The sequence below is a fragment of the Ruegeria sp. AM7 genome (genome assembly GCF_056535965.1).
This window is the reverse complement of record NZ_JBQFJE010000003.1, coordinates 602,336-621,564: the sequence shown is the minus strand read 5'-3', so window position 1 is coordinate 621,564 and position 19,229 is coordinate 602,336. Positions and strand designations below refer to the sequence as shown.

Sequence of the window (19,229 nt, the reverse complement as noted above, 5' to 3'; positions counted from 1 at the left end):
GGCATATACGCTCAAGCAGACCCCGCCCCTTTGGCGGGGTTTTCTTTTGCCATCAAAGGGCTTGCCGCGTGGTTCAAAGGCTTGTTAGCTCTGGCACAGGACAACGCCCGAGGCCCAGATGACACGCGCAGCCCCTCCGCTCCAGACCGTCTCGACCGGGTTGGTCGTCGCGATTGTCGGCTTTTTCAGTTCCTTCCCAATCGTGTTGCAAGGGCTAGCCGCGATGGGGGCATCAGCGGCGCAGTCGGCGTCCGGTTTGATGATGGCCGCGATTGCGATGGGGCTGACGGCAATCGGGTTGAGCCTATGGTACCGGCAGCCGATCAGCGTGGCATGGTCCACGCCGGGCGCTGCGCTGCTGGCCGTATCCGCCATGCCTGCCGCCGGGTTTGCCGAGGCCACGGGGGCCTTTCTTTGTGCAGGCGCGTTGACGGTACTGGCCGGACTGTGGAGACCCTTGGGCCGGCTCGCCGCCGCGATCCCCACAACACTGGCGCAGGCGATGCTGGGCGGTGTGTTGCTGCCGTTGTGTATCGTCCCGTTCAAAGCCGCTGTCGAGTTGCCCTGGCAGGCGCTGCCCGTAATCCTGACATGGTTCATCGCCGGTCGGATCAACCGCCTGTTTGCCGTGCCCGCAGCTGTGGTGGCCGCAGCGATCATGGTCATCTTGAGCGCGGGTGAGGCATCGGTGGCGCCAACGCAATGGGTGTCGGCCCCGGTGTGGACAATGCCCACAGTCTCGCTGGCCTCGGTCATCGGAATCGGCATCCCGCTGTTCATCGTCACCATGGCCACCCAGAACATCCCCGGTATCGCGGTGATGCGCAGCTTTGGCTATAAGCCCGCATCGGGTCGGTTGTTTTCGTCCGTTGGCGCGTCCAGCATCCTGTCGGCGCCGTTTGGCGCACCGGCCACCTGTCTGGCTGCGATCACCGCTGCGATGTGTTCGAACGAAGACAGTCACCCCGACCCTACCCAACGCTATTGGTCGGCAGTGATGGCGGGCGTGTTCTATTGCATCTTCGGCGTGTTCGCTGTGGCCATAACCGGCTTTGCCTTACACGCTGATCCGCTGCTGATGGGTACCCTGACCGGAATTGCGCTGATCGGAGTGCTGGCCAACGCCACCGCCGCCGCACTGGAGATTCCGGACGAGCGCGAGGCCGCTATTCTGACCTTTGCGATCACGGCCTCGGGTATCTCGGTCTTTGGTCTGGGGGCCGCGGTTTGGGGCTTGCTCGCAGGGGGGCTCGCCTATCTGGTGTCGAACCGCATCCGCTAGCGCTTAGCCTTGCTCTGACCTATAATCAGCCCATGTTTGGATCGTTTGGAAAACTCATTGAACGCCAGATCAGGAAGGCGCAAGCCGAAGGGCAATTGCGGGGCCTTGAAGGGGAAGGCAAACCTCTGCCTGATCGTTCGTCCGAGGCGCAGTGCGATCCAGCCGTCGCAGCTGGTCACAGGATTATGGCGCAGGCGGGTGTTCTGCCCCAGGAATTTGCGATCAAGAAAGACCTCGATACCGCCCGCAAGGACTATGCCAAGCTGACCGATCCGAATGCCCGCAAGCGGGCGATGGCGCGCATCGCTGATCTGGAAATGCGCTATAACATGGCCCGAGATGCGCGACGCACCTTCATGCGGTGATCACTTGAAGACCGGCTTGCGGCCTTGTATCTGGGCTGCGATGACCTCCATCTGCTCGGGCTTTCCGATCAACTCAACCTGTTCTGAAGATTCGGCCAAAAGCACCTCGGCACGTGGTTGAGTTTCGGCTAAGTCGATCAGGCGCTTTGCAGCGCGCACGGCTGAGGGGCTTTGCCCGGCTATGTTTTCAGCCAGCGCAATCGCTTCGGTCAGCGGGTCATCTGAAAGCTTGGTTACCAGTCCCCATTCCTCCGCCTGCGCCGCGCCGATGGGTCGCGCAGTATAGGTCAGCAGGCGCAGCACATCCGTGCGCACCAGTTTGGGCAGCAACACCATCCCCCCCATGTCGGGAATAATGCCCCATTTCATCTCCATCACCGCCAATTTGGTGTCGGGATGGGCAATCCGGATATCTGCGCCCAGCGCGATCTGCAAACCACCGCCATAGGCCACGCCGTGGACCGCACAGATCACCGGCATGGGCAAACGCCGCCAGATCAAAGCGAGTTCCTGCATCTCATTCGCGTCTTCATGGCTGCGTGTCATCAACCATTCCGACGGATCCATATGCGCCATCTTGGCAAAACTGGCCATGTCCAACCCGGCGCAAAAGCTTTTGCCTTCACCCGACAGGACTACCGCCCTCGCGTCCGAGGCGGCCACTTCCTGACCCGCGTTCAGGATGGCTTTGATCATCGCATCATCCAACGCATTCATCTTGTCGCCGCGCGTCAGCGTGACGTGGGCGATATGATCTTTGTATTCGACGGATACGCGTGACATGCGGGCCTCTCAATTCAGGTTTGCACAACAATGCCCCGAAGGATCGTCAAGTTCCAGATCAACGTGGGGGCAGGTCTGATGCAGACATCCGACCAAACCACGGCGAATCCAGCGTCATGACATAAAAATCTTCCCCCACGACCCGTCCACCGGTCGTGATACCCAGCCGCCCGCCCGGATCTTGCAGGTTCTGAAGGATGTTTCCTTCACCGTCGAACTGAATCAGCATTCCCCTGTGAATCGGTGCCGGCCTTACCATTGGCCCAAGTCGCCAGATCACCTTGCGCAGAAATGGATAAGGCATAAGCGCCTCGGTTGGCACGCGCGGGCTGGCGAACGCCATCCAGTAGGTCCCGTCGCCCTGCGCCTCGATATTGTCCGGATAGCCCGGCAGGTTATCCAACAGAACCTCGCGCTGGCCAGATTTCGGACCCTGTAGCCACAGCTTGTGGACGCGCGCGCGACCGGTTTCGGCGATCAGCAGAAAGTCTTCGTCCGGGGACAGGGCGACCCCGTTGGTATAGACAAACCCCTCAGCCACTTTCTCGGTGCTGCCGTCAGGATTGCGTCGGGCCACATAGCCTGTATCCGACTGCTCCCAAATGGTCAGTACCGAGGTTGGCTTGGTGCCGCCCATTGTCTCGGGGTCGAACCGATCGGTAGAATTCGAGAAATAGACCGTGCCGTCCTGCGCCACATCCAACTGATTGGCATAAACCACCGGCGCACCCGCAATCTCGGAAACCAGCGTTTCCAGCGTACCGGGGCCGGTCCAGCGCATCAGGCCACGGAAACTGTCGGCAATGTAAAGCGCCCCATCCGGTCCCGCCTTCAGCCCCAGCGGGCGACCGCCAAGATCATCCACTTTTTCCGGCGCATCCCCATCAATGCGGTACAGCGCACCGGACAACGCAGTCGTGTAGATCGCCCCATCTTCCGTGATTGCAAGGTCTTCAGGGCCTTCTGCATCTTCGGGCAGGCGGATCAGCTCCAGCTTATCCAGCGCGTTATTTTCCGCAAATTCGCCGGAAAATTCCGGGGCTTTTGGGGGCTCCCATGCGACGGGATCAACATCAACCGGCCAGAATACCAGATAGGCAAGCCCGATCAGAATCAGGCCGAATACGATGCGCATGAATGTTCCTCCCGCTGCCTTGCAAGCAGACTGCGCGGCGACAGCTTGGAACACAAGCTTGCCTGACGGGTGACCTTACGTTTATCTGCCCACATGACCCAACCTCGATACACTCCTCTTGCCCTGTCTTTGCCTGCCACAGTGCCGTTCGTCGGCCCCGAAACGCAGGAGCGGCAGCAGGGCGCAGCATTTGTGGCCCGATTGGGTGCGAATGAAAGCGTTTTCGGCCCCTCACCACGGGCGATCGAAGCGATGGCCGACACCGGCATCTGGATGTACGGCGATCCCGAGAACTATGATTTGCGGAACGCTTTGGCCGACCATCACGACGTCGCGCCTGAGAATATCGTCGTGGGGGAAGGAATTGACGGTCTTCTTGGATATCTTGTGCGCTTGTTCGTTGATCACGGCGATGCGGTGGTGACCTCGGACGGGGCGTATCCGACTTTTAACTATCACGTGGCCGGGTTCGGAGGGATCCTTCACAAGGTACCCTATTGTGGTGACCATGAAGACCTTGACGCGTTGTTTGCAAAGGCGGCAGAGGTTGACGCCAAGTTGGTTTACTTGGCCAATCCAGACAACCCGATGGGCAGTTGGCACATGGGCGCAGACATCGTTTCTGCAATGGAGAAACTTCCCGCAGGATGCTTATTGGTGCTGGATGAAGCCTACGTAGAATGCGCGCCAGAAGGTACTGCTGCGCCGATTGATGCCGGTGATCCTAGGGTGATCCGAATGCGCACATTTTCCAAAGTCTATGGCATGGCGGGTGCGCGGGTGGGATATGCGATTGCTGCGCCCGGTTTAATTTCGGCGTTCAACAAGGTTCGCAACCATTTCGGGATGAATCGCGCGGCGCAAGCCGGTGCGCTGGCGGCACTGCAGGATTCCGAATGGTTGGAACATGTTCAGGCGAAGATCACCGACGCGCGCGATCGGATTGGACAGATCGCGCGGGACAATGGGTTGAAAGCCTTGCCCTCGGCCACGAATTTCGTGGCAATCGATTGTGGCCGGGATGGGGCTTTTGCCAAAGCTGTGCTGGAGGCACTGGTCGCTCGGGGTATTTTTGTTCGAATGCCATTTGTGGCGCCCCAGAACCGTTGCATTCGGGTCTGTTGTGGCGCGGTTTCTGATCTGGATTTGTTTGCAGCCGCGCTGCCAGAGGCATTGGCCGTAGCGCGGGGCGGCTGATCGCATAGGGGGGCTGTCTGCCCCCCATCGCGCCTATGCGCGATTCCCCCCGAAGGTATTTTTGGCCAGATGAAGAGCGGACCCTCTGTTCACGCAGCCAAGATCGTAGCAGCAGCCTCCAGCGCGCCTGTGCCGCGAGGAATATTGAGGGCTGCCATGGCCGTTTCCATCCCGCCAAGCATCGCCATCACCATTTGGCCATTTACGTGACCCATATGGCCAAGGCGGAAGCAGCCGTCCCAATCCTCCATCCCCAACCCGATTCCAAGGGTGAGGCCAAGTTGGGTTTCGGTGAACTGACGCAGCGGGGTTCCCTGCCCGTCGCTCAGGCGCAACGCGGTGACGGCATGGCTGCGGTAAGTGCGGTCGGCGACGTTGAGGTGGAGGGTTCCACCATCGGCCCATGTCTCGCAGGCCGCCCAAATGGCTGTGGCGAGACGTTCGTGGCGGGCCCAGACATGTTCGATCCCTTCGGCGTGGATCAGATCGAGCGCCGCGCGTAGGCCATAAAGGTGGTGCGTCGGTGCCGTGCCATTGAAATACTGGTAGAACAATTCAGGCTGGGTGCGGGGTATCCAGTCCCAATATTGCGAAACACGGGGCATGGTGGCGCGTTTGGCGGCCGCTTTTTCATTGAAATAGACAAAGCCGATGCCAGCCGGGGTCATCAACCCTTTCTGGCAGGCGGTGACCATGACGTCGACACCCCATGCGTCCATCTCGAACCGGTCGCAGCCCAGCGAGGCGATGCAATCTGCCATCAGCAGCGCCGGGTGGTTCAGGTCATCCAAAAGGGCCCGCAGAGCCGGGATATCATTGCGGATCGAACTCGACGTATCCACATGCACCGCCAGTACGGCCTTGATCTCATGCGCTTTGTCGGCGCGCAGGGCCTCGGCAATCAGGTCGAAGTCCCACGCCGAGGATGTGCCGAAATTGATTACCTGCGCCGTGGCCCCGATCCCTTCGGCCATTTCTGCCCAGCCATAGGTGAACCGACCCGATGCAGGGGCCAGCACCGTTTCGCCGGGGGCGATCACGTTGGACAAGGCTGCCTCCCACGTACCGTGACCGTTGGCGATGTAAATCGCCACATGGTGGTCGGTTCGGGCCACACGTTTAAGGTCGGCGGTCAGGGCGGGCATCATCTCGATCAGTTCGCCATCGTAGATATTGGGCGAAGGCCGATGCATCGCTTGCAACACTGCGTCGGGCATTACTGAGGGGCCCGGAATGGCCAGATACTCGCGCCCCTGCGCGAGAGAGATGTGGTTTGTCATGGGGTCAACCTGTCTGAATTGACGCCCAATTTAGTGACGTCCGGCGCGGCGTCAATCCATCAGCTGCGACGCTTCACGTGCAAGTTTTTCGATGCCGGTCCAGTCGCCATCCATGACCATCTGTTTGGGTGCGACCCAGCTACCGCCTGCGCAGGCAACATTCGACAAGGACAGGTAGTCGCGTGCATTTGACGGAGACACGCCACCTGTTGGGCAGAATGTGATTTGCGGAAGGGGCGCGCCAATAGCCTTAAGCGCCGGGGCGCCCCCGGACGCTTCGGCCGGGAAGAATTTAAGCATGTCGTAGCCCTGTTCCAGCAGACGCATCGCCTCTGAGGCGGTGGCGGCACCAGGTAGTAGCGGCAAGCCCTCGGCCTCACACGCTGCGATCAACGCATCGGTTGCGCCCGGTGAGACACCGAATTGAGCACCTGCCTCTTTCGCGGCGCGGACGTCTTCGGGGGTGATCAGCGTGCCTGCGCCGACCACACCGCCCGGCACCTGCGCCATGGCGCGGATCGCACTGAGCGCCGAGGGGGTGCGCAATGTGACCTCCAGCGCGGGTAGGCCACCTGCGACAAGCGCCTCGGCCAGAGGCCGTGCTTGTGCAGCGTCATCGACGACCAGAACCGGGACGATCGGGGCCAGTGCGCAAATCTCGCGGGTGCGTTGGGTTTTGGACATGTTTTACACTCCGAAAATGCTGGCGCCGGTGTCGGCGGACCCGACATTCTGGCGGAAGGCTCCGAACAGGTCACGCCCGACGCCGTGCTGATTGGCGCTGAGGTCGGCGGTGGCGGGCGGGCGATCCAACACGCCGGGCGTCAGGATTTCCAAATCGCCTTTTACCGCATCAACGCGCAGGATATCGCCGTCTTGCAGGCAGGCAATGGGACCACCGTCCAGCGCCTCGGGAACCACATGGATCGCAGCGGGGACCTTGCCGGAAGCGCCCGACATGCGACCATCTGTGACAAGCGCGACCTTGTGCCCGCGGCCTTGCAGGATCGACAGCATGGGCGTCAGAGAATGCAGTTCGGGCATTCCGTTGGCCTTTGGCCCTTGAAAGCGAACGACTACGATGGTGTCGCCAGTGAAATCTCCTGCCTTGAAGGCGGCTTTGACAGCATCTTGGTCGTGGAACACGCGGACCGGGGCCTCGACCACCTGATGTTCCGGCGCGACAGCCGAGACCTTCATGACGCCCGTTCCCAGATTGCCCGTCAGGCGTGACAGGCCACCGGTGGGTTGGAACGGGTCGCTGGCCGGACGGAGAATTTTTTCGTTCAGACTTTGGCCCGCGCCTTCTTTCCAGACCAACTCGCCATCTTTCAGCTTGGGTTCCTTGGTGTAGTTATGCAGCCCCTGCCCTGCGACCGTCAGCGTATCGGGGTGCAGCAGGCCGTCCTCCAACAAAGTGCCGATGCAATAGCCAAGCCCGCCTGCGGCGTGGAAATGGTTCACATCAGCCAAACCGTTGGGATAGACCCGCGCGACCAAAGGCACCACGGCGGAAATGTCAGAGAAATCCTGCCAGTCCAGTACGATCCCGCCCGCACGTGCCATGGCGATCAGGTGGATCAGCAGGTTGGTAGACCCCCCTGTGGCCATCAGGCCGACAATCCCGTTCACAAAAGCGCGTTCGTCGAGGATCTGGCATACGGGGGTATAGTGATTGCCCAGCGCGTTGAGAGACAGGGCGCGGCGCGCGCCTTCCTCGGTCAGCGCGTCTCGCAGGGGGGTATTCGGGTTGACGAAGCTGGAACCCGGCAGGTGCAGGCCCATGAACTCCATCAGCATCTGATTGGTGTTTGCGGTGCCATAAAAGGTGCAGGTGCCGGGGCCGTGATAGGCGGCCATTTCGGCTTTCATCAGTTCGTCGCGGCCGACTTCTCCGGTCGCGAATTTTTGGCGGACCTTGGCCTTTTCATCATTCGGCAGACCGCTGGTCATGGGACCGGCGGGTAGGAAGACAGCGGGTAGATGGCCAAATGCCTGCGCGCCAATGATCAGGCCGGGGACAATCTTGTCGCAGACGCCGAGGAAAACGGCAGCGTCATAGGTGTTGTGGCTGAGCGCCACGCCGGTGGCCAGCGCGATCACATCGCGCGAGAACAGCGACAGTTCCATCCCCGCCTCGCCCTGTGTGACGCCATCGCACATGGCGGGAACGCCACCCGCGACCTGCGCCGTACCACCCGCTGCGCGGATCGCATCGCGGATCAGGGCCGGGTAGCGCTCGAACGGCTGATGGGCCGAGAGCATGTCATTGTAGGCGGTGACGATGCCCAGATTGCCAGCCGTGCCGGTAGCCATTGATTGTTGGTCTTCGCCCGCGCCCGCATAGGCATGGGCCTGACCGCTACAGGACAGGTGCGCGCGGGCCGGGCCTTTGGACTTGGCCTGTTCCATCCGTTCCAAGTGAGGGCCGCGCAGATCGGCGCTGCGGTCAATGATACGTTGGGTGACGTCGGTGACTACAGAATGAACCATGTTTATCCTCCGATCTGACGCCAACGGCGCCCGTCGCGATGCATTAGCATCAAGGCTTCTTCGGGGCCGGAACTGCCCTGATCATAGCGTGCAGGCCGGTCACCGCGATCTTCCCAACCCTGTATAATGGGATCAACCCAAGCCCAGGCGGCCTCGGCCTCGTCCCCACGCATGAACAGGGTCTGGTCGCCGCGAATGACGTCCATGACAAGCCGTTCATAGGCGTCCTGTGCCCGTGCATCCGCGCCCAGCGCCTCGGCAAAGCTCATGTCCAGCGCCACGTCGGACAGACGGAACCCACCCGGACCGGGATCCTTGATCGTGGTGCGCAGGGTGATGCCTTCGTCCGGTTGAAGGCGGATCACCAGCACGTTGCCGTGCAGAGGGCCAACATTCGGGAAAATCGTATGCGGCGGGTCGCGAAAGAACACCGCAATCTCGGATTCACGCGCGCGCAGGCGTTTGCCCGTGCGCAGGTAGAACGGCACGCCGGCCCAGCGCCAGTTGCCGATATGAACCTTCAACGCGATATAGCTTTCGGTGCGGCTGGCCGGATCGCCCACATGATCGACATAGCCGTTTTTACCATCCGAGGCGCGGTACTGACCGCGAGCGATGTCTTTGGGCTCGACCGGTTCCAGCGCCTCGATCACCTTGACCTTTTCGTCGCGCACCGCGTTGGGCGCGAATTTCGAGGGCGGTTCCATCGCGGTCAGACACAACAACTGAACCAAGTGGTTCTGGATCATGTCCCGCATTGCACCGGATTGGTCGTAATAGGCCCCCCGCCCCTCGACCCCCACGGTTTCGGCCACGGTGATCTGGACGTGGTCGACATGGGTGGCATTCCACAGCGGCTCGAACAGGGAATTGGCGAAACGCAAAGCCATCAGGTTCTGCACGGTCTCCTTGCCCAGATAGTGATCAATCCGGTAAATCTGATGCTCTTCAAAGCAAGCCCGCAACCCTTCGTTCAGCGCCCTGGCCGAGGCCAGATCATGCCCAAACGGCTTCTCGACCACGATACGGCTGTCCGGCGTCGCAAGTCCGTGATCGTTCAGGCGTTGCGCAATCCCGGAAAACAAGCTGGGCCCGACGGACAGGTAGAACGCGCGCACCACATCGGGGCGCAAGGTCTTGGCCAGATCCGACCACCCCGCATCACCCAACGCGTCCACCGGCACATATTCGACCTTTGCCAAAAATCGATCCAGAACATCCTTTTTGAACCCGGGTGCGAATTCCTGCATCGAGGCTCGAAGCTGTTCGCGGAACCCGTCACTGTCCATGTCAGACCGCGCTGTACCAATCACCCGTGCGTCAGGCGGCATCTGGCCAACCTCGAATCGATGGTAAAGTCCGGGCAGAATCTTGCGCTGCGCCAAATCCCCGGTCGCGCCAAAAAGCACCAGATCAAAGGGGTTAACGGGAATAACGCGTGAAACCATCGACGGGCTCCTTCAGATTCAATGGCATCGCCAGGCATGTTATCGCTAACATTTACCGTGGAACTAGTCAAAACCAGCGTCAAAATCAACACCGGATTTGAATTATGCCCCCTGCGGCGCTGCGATCACCCCTGATTACGCAGCCATTCCATCACTGCGGGTCGCACGGATTGTTCACCACGGTGCCGGGCATCCGCGATGATCTTGCGCAGCGATTGCAGATCGGCGCGTAGCAACACGCTTTTGACCGGACCAATCGAGGCCGGGCGCATCGACAACGACCTGATGCCCATAGCGGCCAGGCACAAAGCCTCGACCGGGCGACCGGCATCCTCACCGCAAAACGAAAGTGGCGTGTTCGAGATATTGCAGCGTTCGACGATACGCTCGATGAAGCTGAGGAAACTGACGTTCAGAGTATCATAGCGGCGGCGCACCAGCTCGTTTTCGCGGTCAGCGGCGAAGAAGAACTGTTTCAGGTCGTTGCCACCGATCGAGACGAAGTCCACCTCGTCAAAAAATTTCTGCGGCGCAAAAGCCAACGAGGGCGTTTCCAGCATCGCCCCGACTTCGATCTTTTCCGGCAGGACGTGACCCAGGCGCTTTTCGCGTTCGATGGTTTTGTTGACCTCCCAACGGGCTTCGCGGAACTCATCGGCCTGTGCAACGAAGGGGAACATGATCGACAACGGGCGGCCATTGGCGGCGCGCAGCAGCGCTTGCAACTGCATGCGCATCACGCCGCGCTTGTCCAACCCCACTCGGATCGCGCGCCAACCCAGCGCAGGATTGGGCTCGGCCACGTGTTTCATATAGGGCAACACCTTGTCCGAACCGATATCCAACGTTCGGAACACGACCCGCTTTTCGCCCGCCGCATCCAGTACGCGCTGATATTGCGTAACTAATTCGGATCGTTTGGGCATCTGCGTGCGGATCAGGAATTGCAGCTCGGTCCGGAACAGGCCCACACCCTCGGCCCCGGAATTGTTCAACGACGGCAAATCGGCCATCAGCCCCGCGTTCATCACCAGATTGATCCGCTCACCATCGCGGGTCACGCACGGGGTTTCGCGGATCGAGGCATAGCGTTCCTGCGCCTTCGCCTGCATCGCGATCTTATCGCGGAAGGCCGAGACCACCGTATCTTCGGGGCGCAGATGCACGGTGCCGTTGTCGCCGTCGACCAGGATATGATCCCCATTCAGCGCCTCGGTCGTGATGCGGCCTACATGCACCACAAGCGGAATCGCCAGCGCGCGGGCGACGATGGTGGCGTGACTGCCGACCGACCCTTCCTCAAGCACGATGCCCTTAAGTGACCGGCCATATTCCAACAGATCGCCGGGGCCGATATTGCGCGCAATCAGGATAGGATCAGGGGGCAGATCTGCGCCATTGGTATTGCCCTGCCCCGTCAGAATACGCAGCAGACGGTTCGACAGGTCATCCAGATCGGCCAGCCGTTCGCGCAAATAAGGGTCCGTCACTTGGCCCATGCGAGCGCGGGCCTGAGACTGCTCTTTCTCTACGGCGGCCTCGGCGCTGAGACCACGCGCGATGTCTTCCTCCATCCGGCGCATCCAGCCTTTGGAATTGGCAAACATCCGATAGGCTTCCAGAACCTGCAACTGCTCGGTATCGCCATCCTTGGAAATCTCGAGCATCTTATCGACGCCCACCCGCAATTCATCCACCGCTTCAATCAGGCGTTCACGTTCGCGGTGTGGATCTTCGGCGATCGGGTTGGTGACAACGACACGAGGCTCATGCAACCAGACATGACCCTCGGCAGATCCTTCCTGCGCCGGCCCTCCGGTCAACTGTACAGATTGCTGATGACGGGGCGACAAGGCCGCGCCTTCGCCCACAAAGGCGCCAAGCTCGGCCATTTCGGCCAGAACCATGGCCACCACTTCCAGCGCGTAGACCTCATCGGCTGAGTATTCCCGCGCGTCCCGCGACTGAACCACCAAAACGCCCAGCTTTTCGCCTAGGCGCTGGATCGGCACGCCTAGGAAGGACGAAAACCGCTCCTCGCCCGTCTCGGGCATGTACCGAAAGCCTTTGGCCGAAGGTGCATCCGCCGTATTGACGATCTGGCCGGATTTGGCGACCCGCCCAACCAGCCCCTCGCCCATGCGCATCCGGGTCTGGTGAACGGCTTCGGGTGCCAGCCCCTCGGTCGCGCACAGTTCAAGCGTGTCCTCATCGCGGAACAGGTAAATCGAGCACACCTCGGCCCTGATGCTATCCGCAATCAGGCTGGTGATCCGGTCAAGACGTTCCTGACCGGCGGCCTCGCTCGCCATCTCTTCGCGCAGCCGCCCCAGCAGCTTACGAGATTCTGTTTCGGTACCGTCCGCCATGGCCCACCCAAATTAGTGCGTCAGGCAAGACCCTTGGCTGAAACGCTCAGGCCGCCTTATCCAGTTCAAAGGCATCATGCAGTGCCTGAACCGCAAGTTCCATGTATTTCCTGTCTACAAGCACGGAAATTTTGATCTCGGAAGTTGTGATGACCTTAATGTTGATCCCCTCATCCGAGAGAATTTTGAACATCTTGGCTGCAACACCCGATTGCGACCGCATGCCAATGCCAACCACCGAAACCTTGCAGACGTCTTCGTCAGCGACCAGTTCGGCGTAGTTCAGCTCACCAGCATCCTTGATCGCCAGCAGGGCCTTTTCGGCGCGCGCCACCTGATCGGTGGGGCAGGAAAAGGTCATATCCGTGCGCCCCTCGTCCGAGATGTTCTGAACGATCATGTCCACATTCACGCCCTCTTCGCTGAGCGCGGTGAAGATGATCGAGGCGATGCCGGGACGGTCGGCCACGGACACGACGGTCATTTTGGCTTCGTCGCGGGAATAGGCCACACCGGCCACAACATTGGATTCCATGATATCCTCCTCATCGACGACCAGCGTGCCGGCCTCGTCGGATTGTTCTTCGAAACTTGAGAGAACGCGCAGTTTCACCTTGTAGCGCATCGCCAGCTCGACCGAGCGGGTCTGCAGAACCTTGGCCCCCAGCGAGGCCAGTTCGAGCATTTCCTCGAACGAAATCTTGTCCAGCTTGCGCGCCTTTTCACAGATGCGCGGGTCAGTGGTATAGACGCCGTCCACATCGGTGTAGATGTCGCACCGCTCGGCACCAAAAGCTGCGGCAAAGGCCACCGCCGTCGTGTCCGACCCACCGCGGCCCAGCGTGGTGATACGACCCTCGGGGCTGATGCCCTGGAACCCGGCGACCACGGCTACCCGCATGCCTTCGCCGAACTTCTGATTCAGATTGTCGGTCGGGATTTCCTCAATTCGGGCCTGGCTGTGGGCGCTGGTGGTCATCAGCGGCACCTGCCAGCCCTGCCAACTGCGTGCAGGGATATCCATCTCTTGCAGCGTCAACGCCATCAGACCAGCGGTCACATTCTCGCCCGAGGACACAACAGCATCATATTCGCGCGCATCGAACAACGGAGAGGTCTCGTTCACCCAGCCCACCAGCTCGTTGGTTTTGCCGGACATGGCCGAGACGATGACGATCACGTCATAGCCTTTTGCCACTTCAACGCCGATACGCTTGGCCGCGCGGCGGATACGGTCCAGGTTGGCGACGGATGTGCCGCCGAATTTCATCACGAGTAAGGGCATGGGGGCAGTCGTCTCCGCGCCTTGGAATTCAGATCCCGTGCGTCTTAAGTCAGGGGGGCGTTAAGGGCAAGTGTTCAAAACCTGTTCGGTCGCGTCGTACGGTCGCTTTACAACCGCTCCTAGCGGTGTCAGCTTGCTGTCATCCGTTATTCCAGGAAGTCCAACATGCCCCGTCTTGCTCTTGTCTTTGCTCTTTTGTCCACGCCAGCGCTGGCCCAGGTTTCAACACTGGCCGGAACGGACGGGAAAAATGCTTTGGGAACTGTCCCTTGCGCAACAAATGCCGGAGAACCGCTGCGCAGTTGCAATGCCGAGCTGCGCCGCCATGACGATGGGCAAATCACTCTGGCTGTTGGAATGGGCAACGGCGAAGTCCGCAACATCTATTTCACCGATGGCGTGCCGGATTCAACAAATTCAGCCGCGCGCCTTAGCTATGAGACGCAAGGCAATGTCATGGTGATCTTCGTCGATCCCGGAGAAGTTTATGAGATACCGACGGCTGCCCTGACCGCTCAGTAAGCATGGGCCTGGCCGTCAAAGGTGTCAAAGCAGCCCGTATTTTCCAAAGTTAGGTCTTTGAACCGAGCCATCAGGCCATCCACGGCCTGATCTACGGTGATCTCAGCGGCGGGCCCGCCCATATCTGTCTGTACCCAACCCGGATGATAGATTCCAACAGCAATGCCGTCATGACGAAGGTCCGTTGACAGGTTGCGACCCAAATTCAACACAGCCGCCTTTGAAGAGCGGTAAATATAGCTGCCACCCGGCGCCCGCGTGTGCGAGGCCATCTGCGAAGACAGGATGGCGATTTTCCCCTTGGCCTTGCGCAGATTGGGTAAAAGCGCCTGAACTGTCAGAAATACTCCGGTCACATTGGACGCAAATGTCTGGGCCCACATTTCAGCTGGGTAACCCGCGATGCTTTCCGACTTATCCAGATAGACACCAGCATTGCAGATCAGCAGATCGACGGCAGTGTCTCCAAGCTGTGACGCCATCTCACGCTGCTGATCAGGCTTTGTGACATCCAAAACGATCTCGGCACTGCCATCACGAGAGGTTCCGGTCACCCTATGCCCCTGCGCCCGATAACGATCCGCCAAAGTGCGTCCGATTCCTCGCCCTGCTCCGGTGATCACAATATGCATGGGTCAGTTGGTCTTTCGCGTTGGAACAAAGGGCAAAGGCGCCACCGGAACGCCGTCATCTATCAGGGCCTTTGCCTCTTCGGGTTTGGCCTCGCCGTAGATCGCCCGCTCGGGCGCATCACCCAAATGAATTTTGCGAGCCTCACTGGCAAAGTCCTTGCCGACATAATCCGAGTTCTCTTCGACCTTGCGACGTAGTTCGGCCAGCGCCTGCTCAACACCCGGTGTAGGTGTCGCCATATCCACCGACTTTTCCGAACGTTCAGAGGGTTCCGAGCGCGCCTCAATGGTTCGGGCTGACCGGACACGCGGCGTCATAATCGCTTTTTCGACCTCGCTGTTACCACAAACAGCACAGCACACCATCCCTGCAGCTGCCAGCTTGTCGTAAGCTGCAGCCGATTGAAACCAACTGTCAAAACTGTGACCGTTACTGCATTTAAGCGCGTATTGAATCATGATCCGTCCAGACTTCAGATGCGGAATAGATACCGCCCATCAGCGCAATATCAATACCTCTATGGCTGCAGGTAACCGTATGGGCACAGCTGTCGCATCACGGTTAAGCGATGCGCTGTCCAATATCCTACATTCGCGCAGAGAGCTTACGTAAAAGCTGATCGTGAGGAATGTCGGCGTCAACGGCAAGGCGGCGCAAGCCAAAGTGAACCCGAGCGATTTGTTGGTAATACCGGCTGTACACGAAGTTCGCCCCGCCGCCAGCCAACGCCCCTAGGACAGGAATAGATTGCGTCGCAAGCTTTTGCCCCAGAACCACTGACAGTTTCGGCGCGACCGCAGCAATCAGCTTTTGCATGGCCGGCCCTGTCAGAGTCAGGCGGACCGAGAAAAAGCCCAGATCGGCGCCGTCATCGTATGAAAGTGGCCCGGCAGCAGAAAGAACGCGAACACAATCAAACTTCACTCCGTCCTCTGAAGGATCGAACCCCTCATACGCGGCGGCACCCTGTATCGCACGAAGCAGCATTGTTGTGGTCGCTGGCAGCTCCATCAATGCGGACGACACACCGCCCATCCCACCTGCCGCGCCCATTACTGTGGTCACCGCTGTGTTTACCCAGGGCTTTTGATCCGGCACCGCACGCCGCGAACCTTCTGCCGCGTGCATAGCAACCCATAATGCCTGTTCAGTCGCGCCTGTCAGCCCCCGCCTGACCGGGTCTGGCAGCTGATCCAGCAAGGTTTCAGCCGATCCGCCAAGACTGTTGAGCAGTTTGACGCCAGCACCCCCTGCAGATTTGTAATGCGCGGCAAGCCGATCCAACTCGGCTTCTGTATCCAGTTTTTCTACAAGAGCGATGTCCTGCATGAAATCCTCCTGACAGAAACATCGGAACTTGTTGACTGATTTTCAATAGCTCAGCGAGACCATCGGGTCACCGAACCGGTGACTCCGAACCATGCCGCTTCAGTCAGCTCCGCGCCCAAAACCCTATCTGGGTTGGTTGGCGGAGGCATCTTGATGTGTTCCAAACGTGAGAACCCGAACCTTGCGTAGTAAGGCGCATCACCAACCAGCATTACGCGCTGCCACCCCTTTTCGCGCCCCGCTTGCAGGCCTTCGTGAATGAGGAATCCGCCCAAACCCTCGCCCTGGTGTGTTGGGTGCACGGCGACGGGTCCTAAAAGCAGGGCATCATGACCCCCGACATGCACGGGCCAGAACCGGATCGCACCTGCCAAAATCCCCTGCCCATCCCGTGCAACCAATGAAAGCCCGGAAACAGGTGGCACATCATCACGCAAACGGTACGAGGACAATGCCTCGCGCCCCGGCGCGAAACACAGGTCGTACAAAGCCTCGACCTCCCACCAATCGTCCGGTTCCTCCGGCTTGATCGCGAATTGCTGCACCCCTGCCCTCTTTTCCTTGCTGGAATTCGCCCTAGCACTTCGTTACGCCTTGGGCAAACGCTTGGAGTACATATGTTCTATCGCCCCGAAGACGGCCACGGTCTGCCGCATAACCCTTTCAACGCCATCATCACGCCACGCCCGATCGGCTGGATATCGTCCCGCGACATGGATGGAGTGAACAATCTGGCCCCGTATTCGTTTTTTAACGGCGTCGCATACACTCCTCCGCAGGTTATGTTCGCCACGACGGGCACGAAACCAGATCAGGACGGTGGCAAAGACAGTATCGCCAACATCGAAGCCACAGGTGTTTTTTGTGTGAATGTCGTGGCGCATGCGCATCGGGATGCAATGAACGCAAGTTCTGCGGGATTGCCGAAACACGTGGATGAATTCGACCATGCAGGTTTGACTGCAATAGAGTGTGAAACCATTCCTTGCGCCAGAATTAAAGGGGCGCCGGCAGCCCTTGAATGCAAGCTGACCCAGATCGTGAAGCTGCCCGGAGAAGCAAACCGCGTTGTCTTCGGAGAAGTAACTGGCGTGCATTTAAGAGACGACTGTTTGAAAGACGGTAAATTCGACGTCACCACATTCCAGCCACTGGCACGGCTAGGGTACCGCGACTACTCGGTGGTCACGGAACTGTTTTCCCTCAACCGTCCCGATGACTGATCGCAAAAGGGGCTCTGCCCCCGCCGCCCTGCGGGCGTCTCCCCCGAGGTATTTTTAGCCAGATGAAGCTAGGGAACCTATACCCATCTGGCTGCAATTATCCCGGAGCGCGAGGCAGAGCCTCCCTATAGCGTCAGTGGCCACCCAGAATGCCGGTGCGGACCGAGTAGTCCACCGCGATTTCATAATCCGGGTCATCATCACTATCGACCATCAGATGGCCCGCCTTGTTCAGCAGTTTGTGGCAATCGCGGCTCAGGTGGCGCAGCATGACCCGTTTGCCTGCGGCTTCGTATTTTCCAGCGATGTTCTCGATGGCCTGAAGTGCTGATTGATCAACCACACGGCTTTCGGCGAAATCCACAATGACGGTTTCAGGATCGTTCGAGACATCGAAGAGTTCGACAAACCCGTCGGACGACCCGAAGAACAGAGGGCCCTGGATTTCATATACCTTGGCACCTTTCTCGGTCGCCGAGTCCCGAGTAATCGCGTGGATGCGTTTTGCGTTGTTCCATGCGTAAGCCAGCGCCGAGACGATCACGCCAACTACGACTGCGACCGCGAGGTCCTCCATCACCGTCACAACCGTCACCAGCACAATGACGAACGCGTCCATCAGAGGCACTTTTCGCATGATGTTAAACGAATTCCAGGCGAAGGTGCCGATCACCACCATGAACATCACTCCGACGAGTGCAGCCAGAGGAATCTGTTCGATCAGTGGTGAGGCAAAAAGGATGAAGATAAGCAGGAATAGCGCAGCGGCGATCCCGGCGATGCGAGTCCGCCCCCCTGATTTCACGTTGATCATCGACTGTCCGATCATCGCACAGCCACCCATGCCGCCGAAGAAACCGGTTGCGACGTTGGACACGCCCTGCGCGATACATTCCTGCGATGCACCGCCGCGTTTGCCCGTGATCTCACCCACAAGGTTCAGGGTCAGCAGTGATTCAATCAGGCCGATAGCAGCCAGAATGACAGCGTAGGGAAGGATGATCTCGAAGGTTTCCCAAGTCAGCGGCACCATCGGGATGTGGAAGGGCGGCAGGCCACCTTCGATCGAGGCCAGATCACCGACGCGCGGCACGTCCAGACCAAAACCGATCACCAGCGCGGCAACGACGGCAATCCCGGCCAGCGGGGCTGGAACAACCCGCGTGATGCGCGGCATAACCCAGATCACCGCCATGGTCAGCGCAACCAGACCCAGCATGGTGTAAAGCTGCAGACCCGAGAGCCACTCACCTCCGCCCATGCCGTGGCCGGTGTTCTCCATGGTACCGGGCACCTTGAACTGGCCCAGCTGCGCCAGAAAGATCACGATAGCAAGACCGTTCACAAAGCCCAGCATCACCGGGTGCGGCACCAGACGGATGAACCGCCCCCAATGCATCGCCCCTGCGATCACCTGCAAAATTCCCATAAGAACGACGGTCGCAAACAGGTACTCGACCCCATGTTCTGCGACCAACGCCACCATTACCACCGCAAGCGCCCCGGTCGCGCCCGAGATCATACCCGGACGCCCCCCGATCAGCGCCGTGATCAAACCGACCATGAAAGCCGCGTACAACCCCACCAGCGGATGCACACCGGCAACAAAAGCAAAGGCCACAGCCTCGGGCACCAGCGCAAGGGCCACGGTCAGGCCGGACAAAAGCTCGATCCGCAAGCGCGAGGCGGTCAACCCCTCATCCGGCACCCAACGCAGGTCGGGTTTGGCGATACGGTTGGCAAAGCTTGCCAGCATGGCTCGGGGCATAAGATGTCCTGTCGGTTGGTGCGCGCGCGAAAGGGGCTTTCTACCCGTCATCGAACCTTGGAGCCACCGCATCAGGTGGGAGGCTGCTATGCAAAAATCGCATACCGAGCGATCGCA

The 19,229-nt window shown here is 59.7% G+C and carries 18 protein-coding genes; 5 read left to right on the top strand and 13 right to left on the bottom strand.

All coding sequences use genetic code 11. The features are described 5' to 3' along the window. The first annotated feature begins 118 nt into the window (after positions 1-118). Together ACR3EG_RS06775 and ACR3EG_RS06770 are read left to right on the top strand one after the other, a co-directional pair. A complete protein-coding gene (locus tag ACR3EG_RS06775) occupies positions 119-1,282 on the top strand; it encodes a benzoate/H(+) symporter BenE family transporter (RefSeq protein WP_480494384.1) in 1,164 nt (387 codons plus the stop codon). Positions 1,283-1,314: 32 nt separating this feature from the next. Then, complete coding sequence (locus tag ACR3EG_RS06770; RefSeq protein WP_480494382.1) at positions 1,315-1,647, top strand: DnaJ family domain-containing protein; 333 nt, start codon at positions 1,315-1,317, stop codon at positions 1,645-1,647. On the opposite strand, the gene ACR3EG_RS06765 is transcribed toward ACR3EG_RS06770, so the two are convergent. Both ACR3EG_RS06765 and ACR3EG_RS06760 read right to left on the bottom strand, forming a co-directional pair. Beyond that, positions 1,648-2,430, bottom strand: coding sequence for a crotonase/enoyl-CoA hydratase family protein (locus tag ACR3EG_RS06765; protein WP_480494380.1), 783 nt, complete (start codon positions 2,428-2,430; stop codon positions 1,648-1,650). It abuts the gene before it with no gap. Positions 2,431-2,488: 58 nt separating this feature from the next. Then, complete coding sequence (locus ACR3EG_RS06760; RefSeq protein ID WP_480494378.1) at positions 2,489-3,565, bottom strand: SMP-30/gluconolactonase/LRE family protein; 1,077 nt, start codon at positions 3,563-3,565, stop codon at positions 2,489-2,491. Between the two features lie 93 nt (positions 3,566-3,658). Here ACR3EG_RS06760 and ACR3EG_RS06755 point away from each other — a divergent pair, with 93 nt between their 5' ends. After that, positions 3,659-4,762, top strand: coding sequence for a pyridoxal phosphate-dependent aminotransferase (locus ACR3EG_RS06755; protein ID WP_480494376.1), 1,104 nt, complete (start codon positions 3,659-3,661; stop codon positions 4,760-4,762). A gap of 89 nt (positions 4,763-4,851) precedes the next feature. Here ACR3EG_RS06755 and ACR3EG_RS06750 read toward each other — a convergent pair whose 3' ends face one another. From ACR3EG_RS06750 to ACR3EG_RS06725, 6 genes are all read right to left on the bottom strand, one after another. Continuing rightward, on the bottom strand, positions 4,852-6,042 hold the full coding sequence (locus tag ACR3EG_RS06750) for a pyridoxal-phosphate-dependent aminotransferase family protein (RefSeq protein WP_480494374.1): 1,191 nt from the start codon (positions 6,040-6,042) through the stop codon (positions 4,852-4,854). 51 nt (positions 6,043-6,093) lie between these two features. Next, positions 6,094-6,726, bottom strand: coding sequence for a bifunctional 4-hydroxy-2-oxoglutarate aldolase/2-dehydro-3-deoxy-phosphogluconate aldolase (locus tag ACR3EG_RS06745; RefSeq protein ID WP_170753812.1), 633 nt, complete (start codon positions 6,724-6,726; stop codon positions 6,094-6,096). Between the two features lie 3 nt (positions 6,727-6,729). Then, entirely contained in the window at positions 6,730-8,535 is a 1,806-nt protein-coding gene (gene edd, locus ACR3EG_RS06740) for a phosphogluconate dehydratase (protein ID WP_480494372.1), read from the bottom strand. Between the two features lie 2 nt (positions 8,536-8,537). After that, a complete protein-coding gene (zwf, locus tag ACR3EG_RS06735; protein ID WP_480494370.1) occupies positions 8,538-9,983 on the bottom strand; it encodes a glucose-6-phosphate dehydrogenase in 1,446 nt (481 codons plus the stop codon). 125 nt (positions 9,984-10,108) lie between these two features. Further along, a complete protein-coding gene (gene ptsP, locus ACR3EG_RS06730; RefSeq protein ID WP_170354974.1) occupies positions 10,109-12,352 on the bottom strand; it encodes a phosphoenolpyruvate--protein phosphotransferase in 2,244 nt (747 codons plus the stop codon). A 46-nt stretch (positions 12,353-12,398) separates the two neighbouring features. Then, the gene (locus ACR3EG_RS06725) at positions 12,399-13,637 is read right to left on the bottom strand and encodes an aspartate kinase (RefSeq protein WP_209194089.1); all 1,239 of its coding nucleotides are present in this window, start codon (positions 13,635-13,637) and stop codon (positions 12,399-12,401) included. A 165-nt stretch (positions 13,638-13,802) separates the two neighbouring features. Here ACR3EG_RS06725 and ACR3EG_RS06720 point away from each other — a divergent pair, with 165 nt between their 5' ends. Then, entirely contained in the window at positions 13,803-14,159 is a 357-nt protein-coding gene (locus tag ACR3EG_RS06720; RefSeq protein ID WP_170354972.1) for a hypothetical protein, read from the top strand. Here the strand turns inward: ACR3EG_RS06720 and ACR3EG_RS06715 are convergent. The 4 genes from ACR3EG_RS06715 to ACR3EG_RS06700 all read right to left on the bottom strand — a co-directional run bounded on the left by ACR3EG_RS06715 (position 14,153) and on the right by ACR3EG_RS06700 (position 16,666). Further along, positions 14,153-14,791, bottom strand: a complete 639-nt coding sequence (locus ACR3EG_RS06715; RefSeq protein ID WP_480494368.1) for an SDR family NAD(P)-dependent oxidoreductase — start codon at positions 14,789-14,791, stop codon at positions 14,153-14,155. The two genes, ACR3EG_RS06720 and ACR3EG_RS06715, sit on opposite strands and share 7 nt — an antisense overlap. Positions 14,792-14,794: 3 nt before the next feature. Continuing rightward, on the bottom strand, positions 14,795-15,250 hold the full coding sequence (locus ACR3EG_RS06710) for a DUF1178 family protein (RefSeq protein WP_480494366.1): 456 nt from the start codon (positions 15,248-15,250) through the stop codon (positions 14,795-14,797). Between the two features lie 127 nt (positions 15,251-15,377). Beyond that, the gene (locus tag ACR3EG_RS06705) at positions 15,378-16,121 is read right to left on the bottom strand and encodes an EcsC family protein (RefSeq protein WP_480494364.1); all 744 of its coding nucleotides are present in this window, start codon (positions 16,119-16,121) and stop codon (positions 15,378-15,380) included. A gap of 50 nt (positions 16,122-16,171) precedes the next feature. Further along, positions 16,172-16,666, bottom strand: a complete 495-nt coding sequence (locus ACR3EG_RS06700) for a GNAT family N-acetyltransferase (RefSeq protein ID WP_170354968.1) — start codon at positions 16,664-16,666, stop codon at positions 16,172-16,174. A gap of 72 nt (positions 16,667-16,738) precedes the next feature. Here ACR3EG_RS06700 and ACR3EG_RS06695 point away from each other — a divergent pair, with 72 nt between their 5' ends. Further along, on the top strand, positions 16,739-17,344 hold the full coding sequence (locus tag ACR3EG_RS06695) for a flavin reductase family protein (RefSeq protein ID WP_209194083.1): 606 nt from the start codon (positions 16,739-16,741) through the stop codon (positions 17,342-17,344). Between the two features lie 133 nt (positions 17,345-17,477). On the opposite strand, the gene ACR3EG_RS06690 is transcribed toward ACR3EG_RS06695, so the two are convergent. Continuing rightward, positions 17,478-19,112 carry a SulP family inorganic anion transporter gene (locus ACR3EG_RS06690; RefSeq protein WP_480494362.1) on the bottom strand — a complete coding sequence of 545 codons (1,635 nt, stop codon included), beginning with the start codon at positions 19,110-19,112 and terminating at the stop codon, positions 17,478-17,480. Between the last annotated feature and the right edge of the window lie 117 nt (positions 19,113-19,229).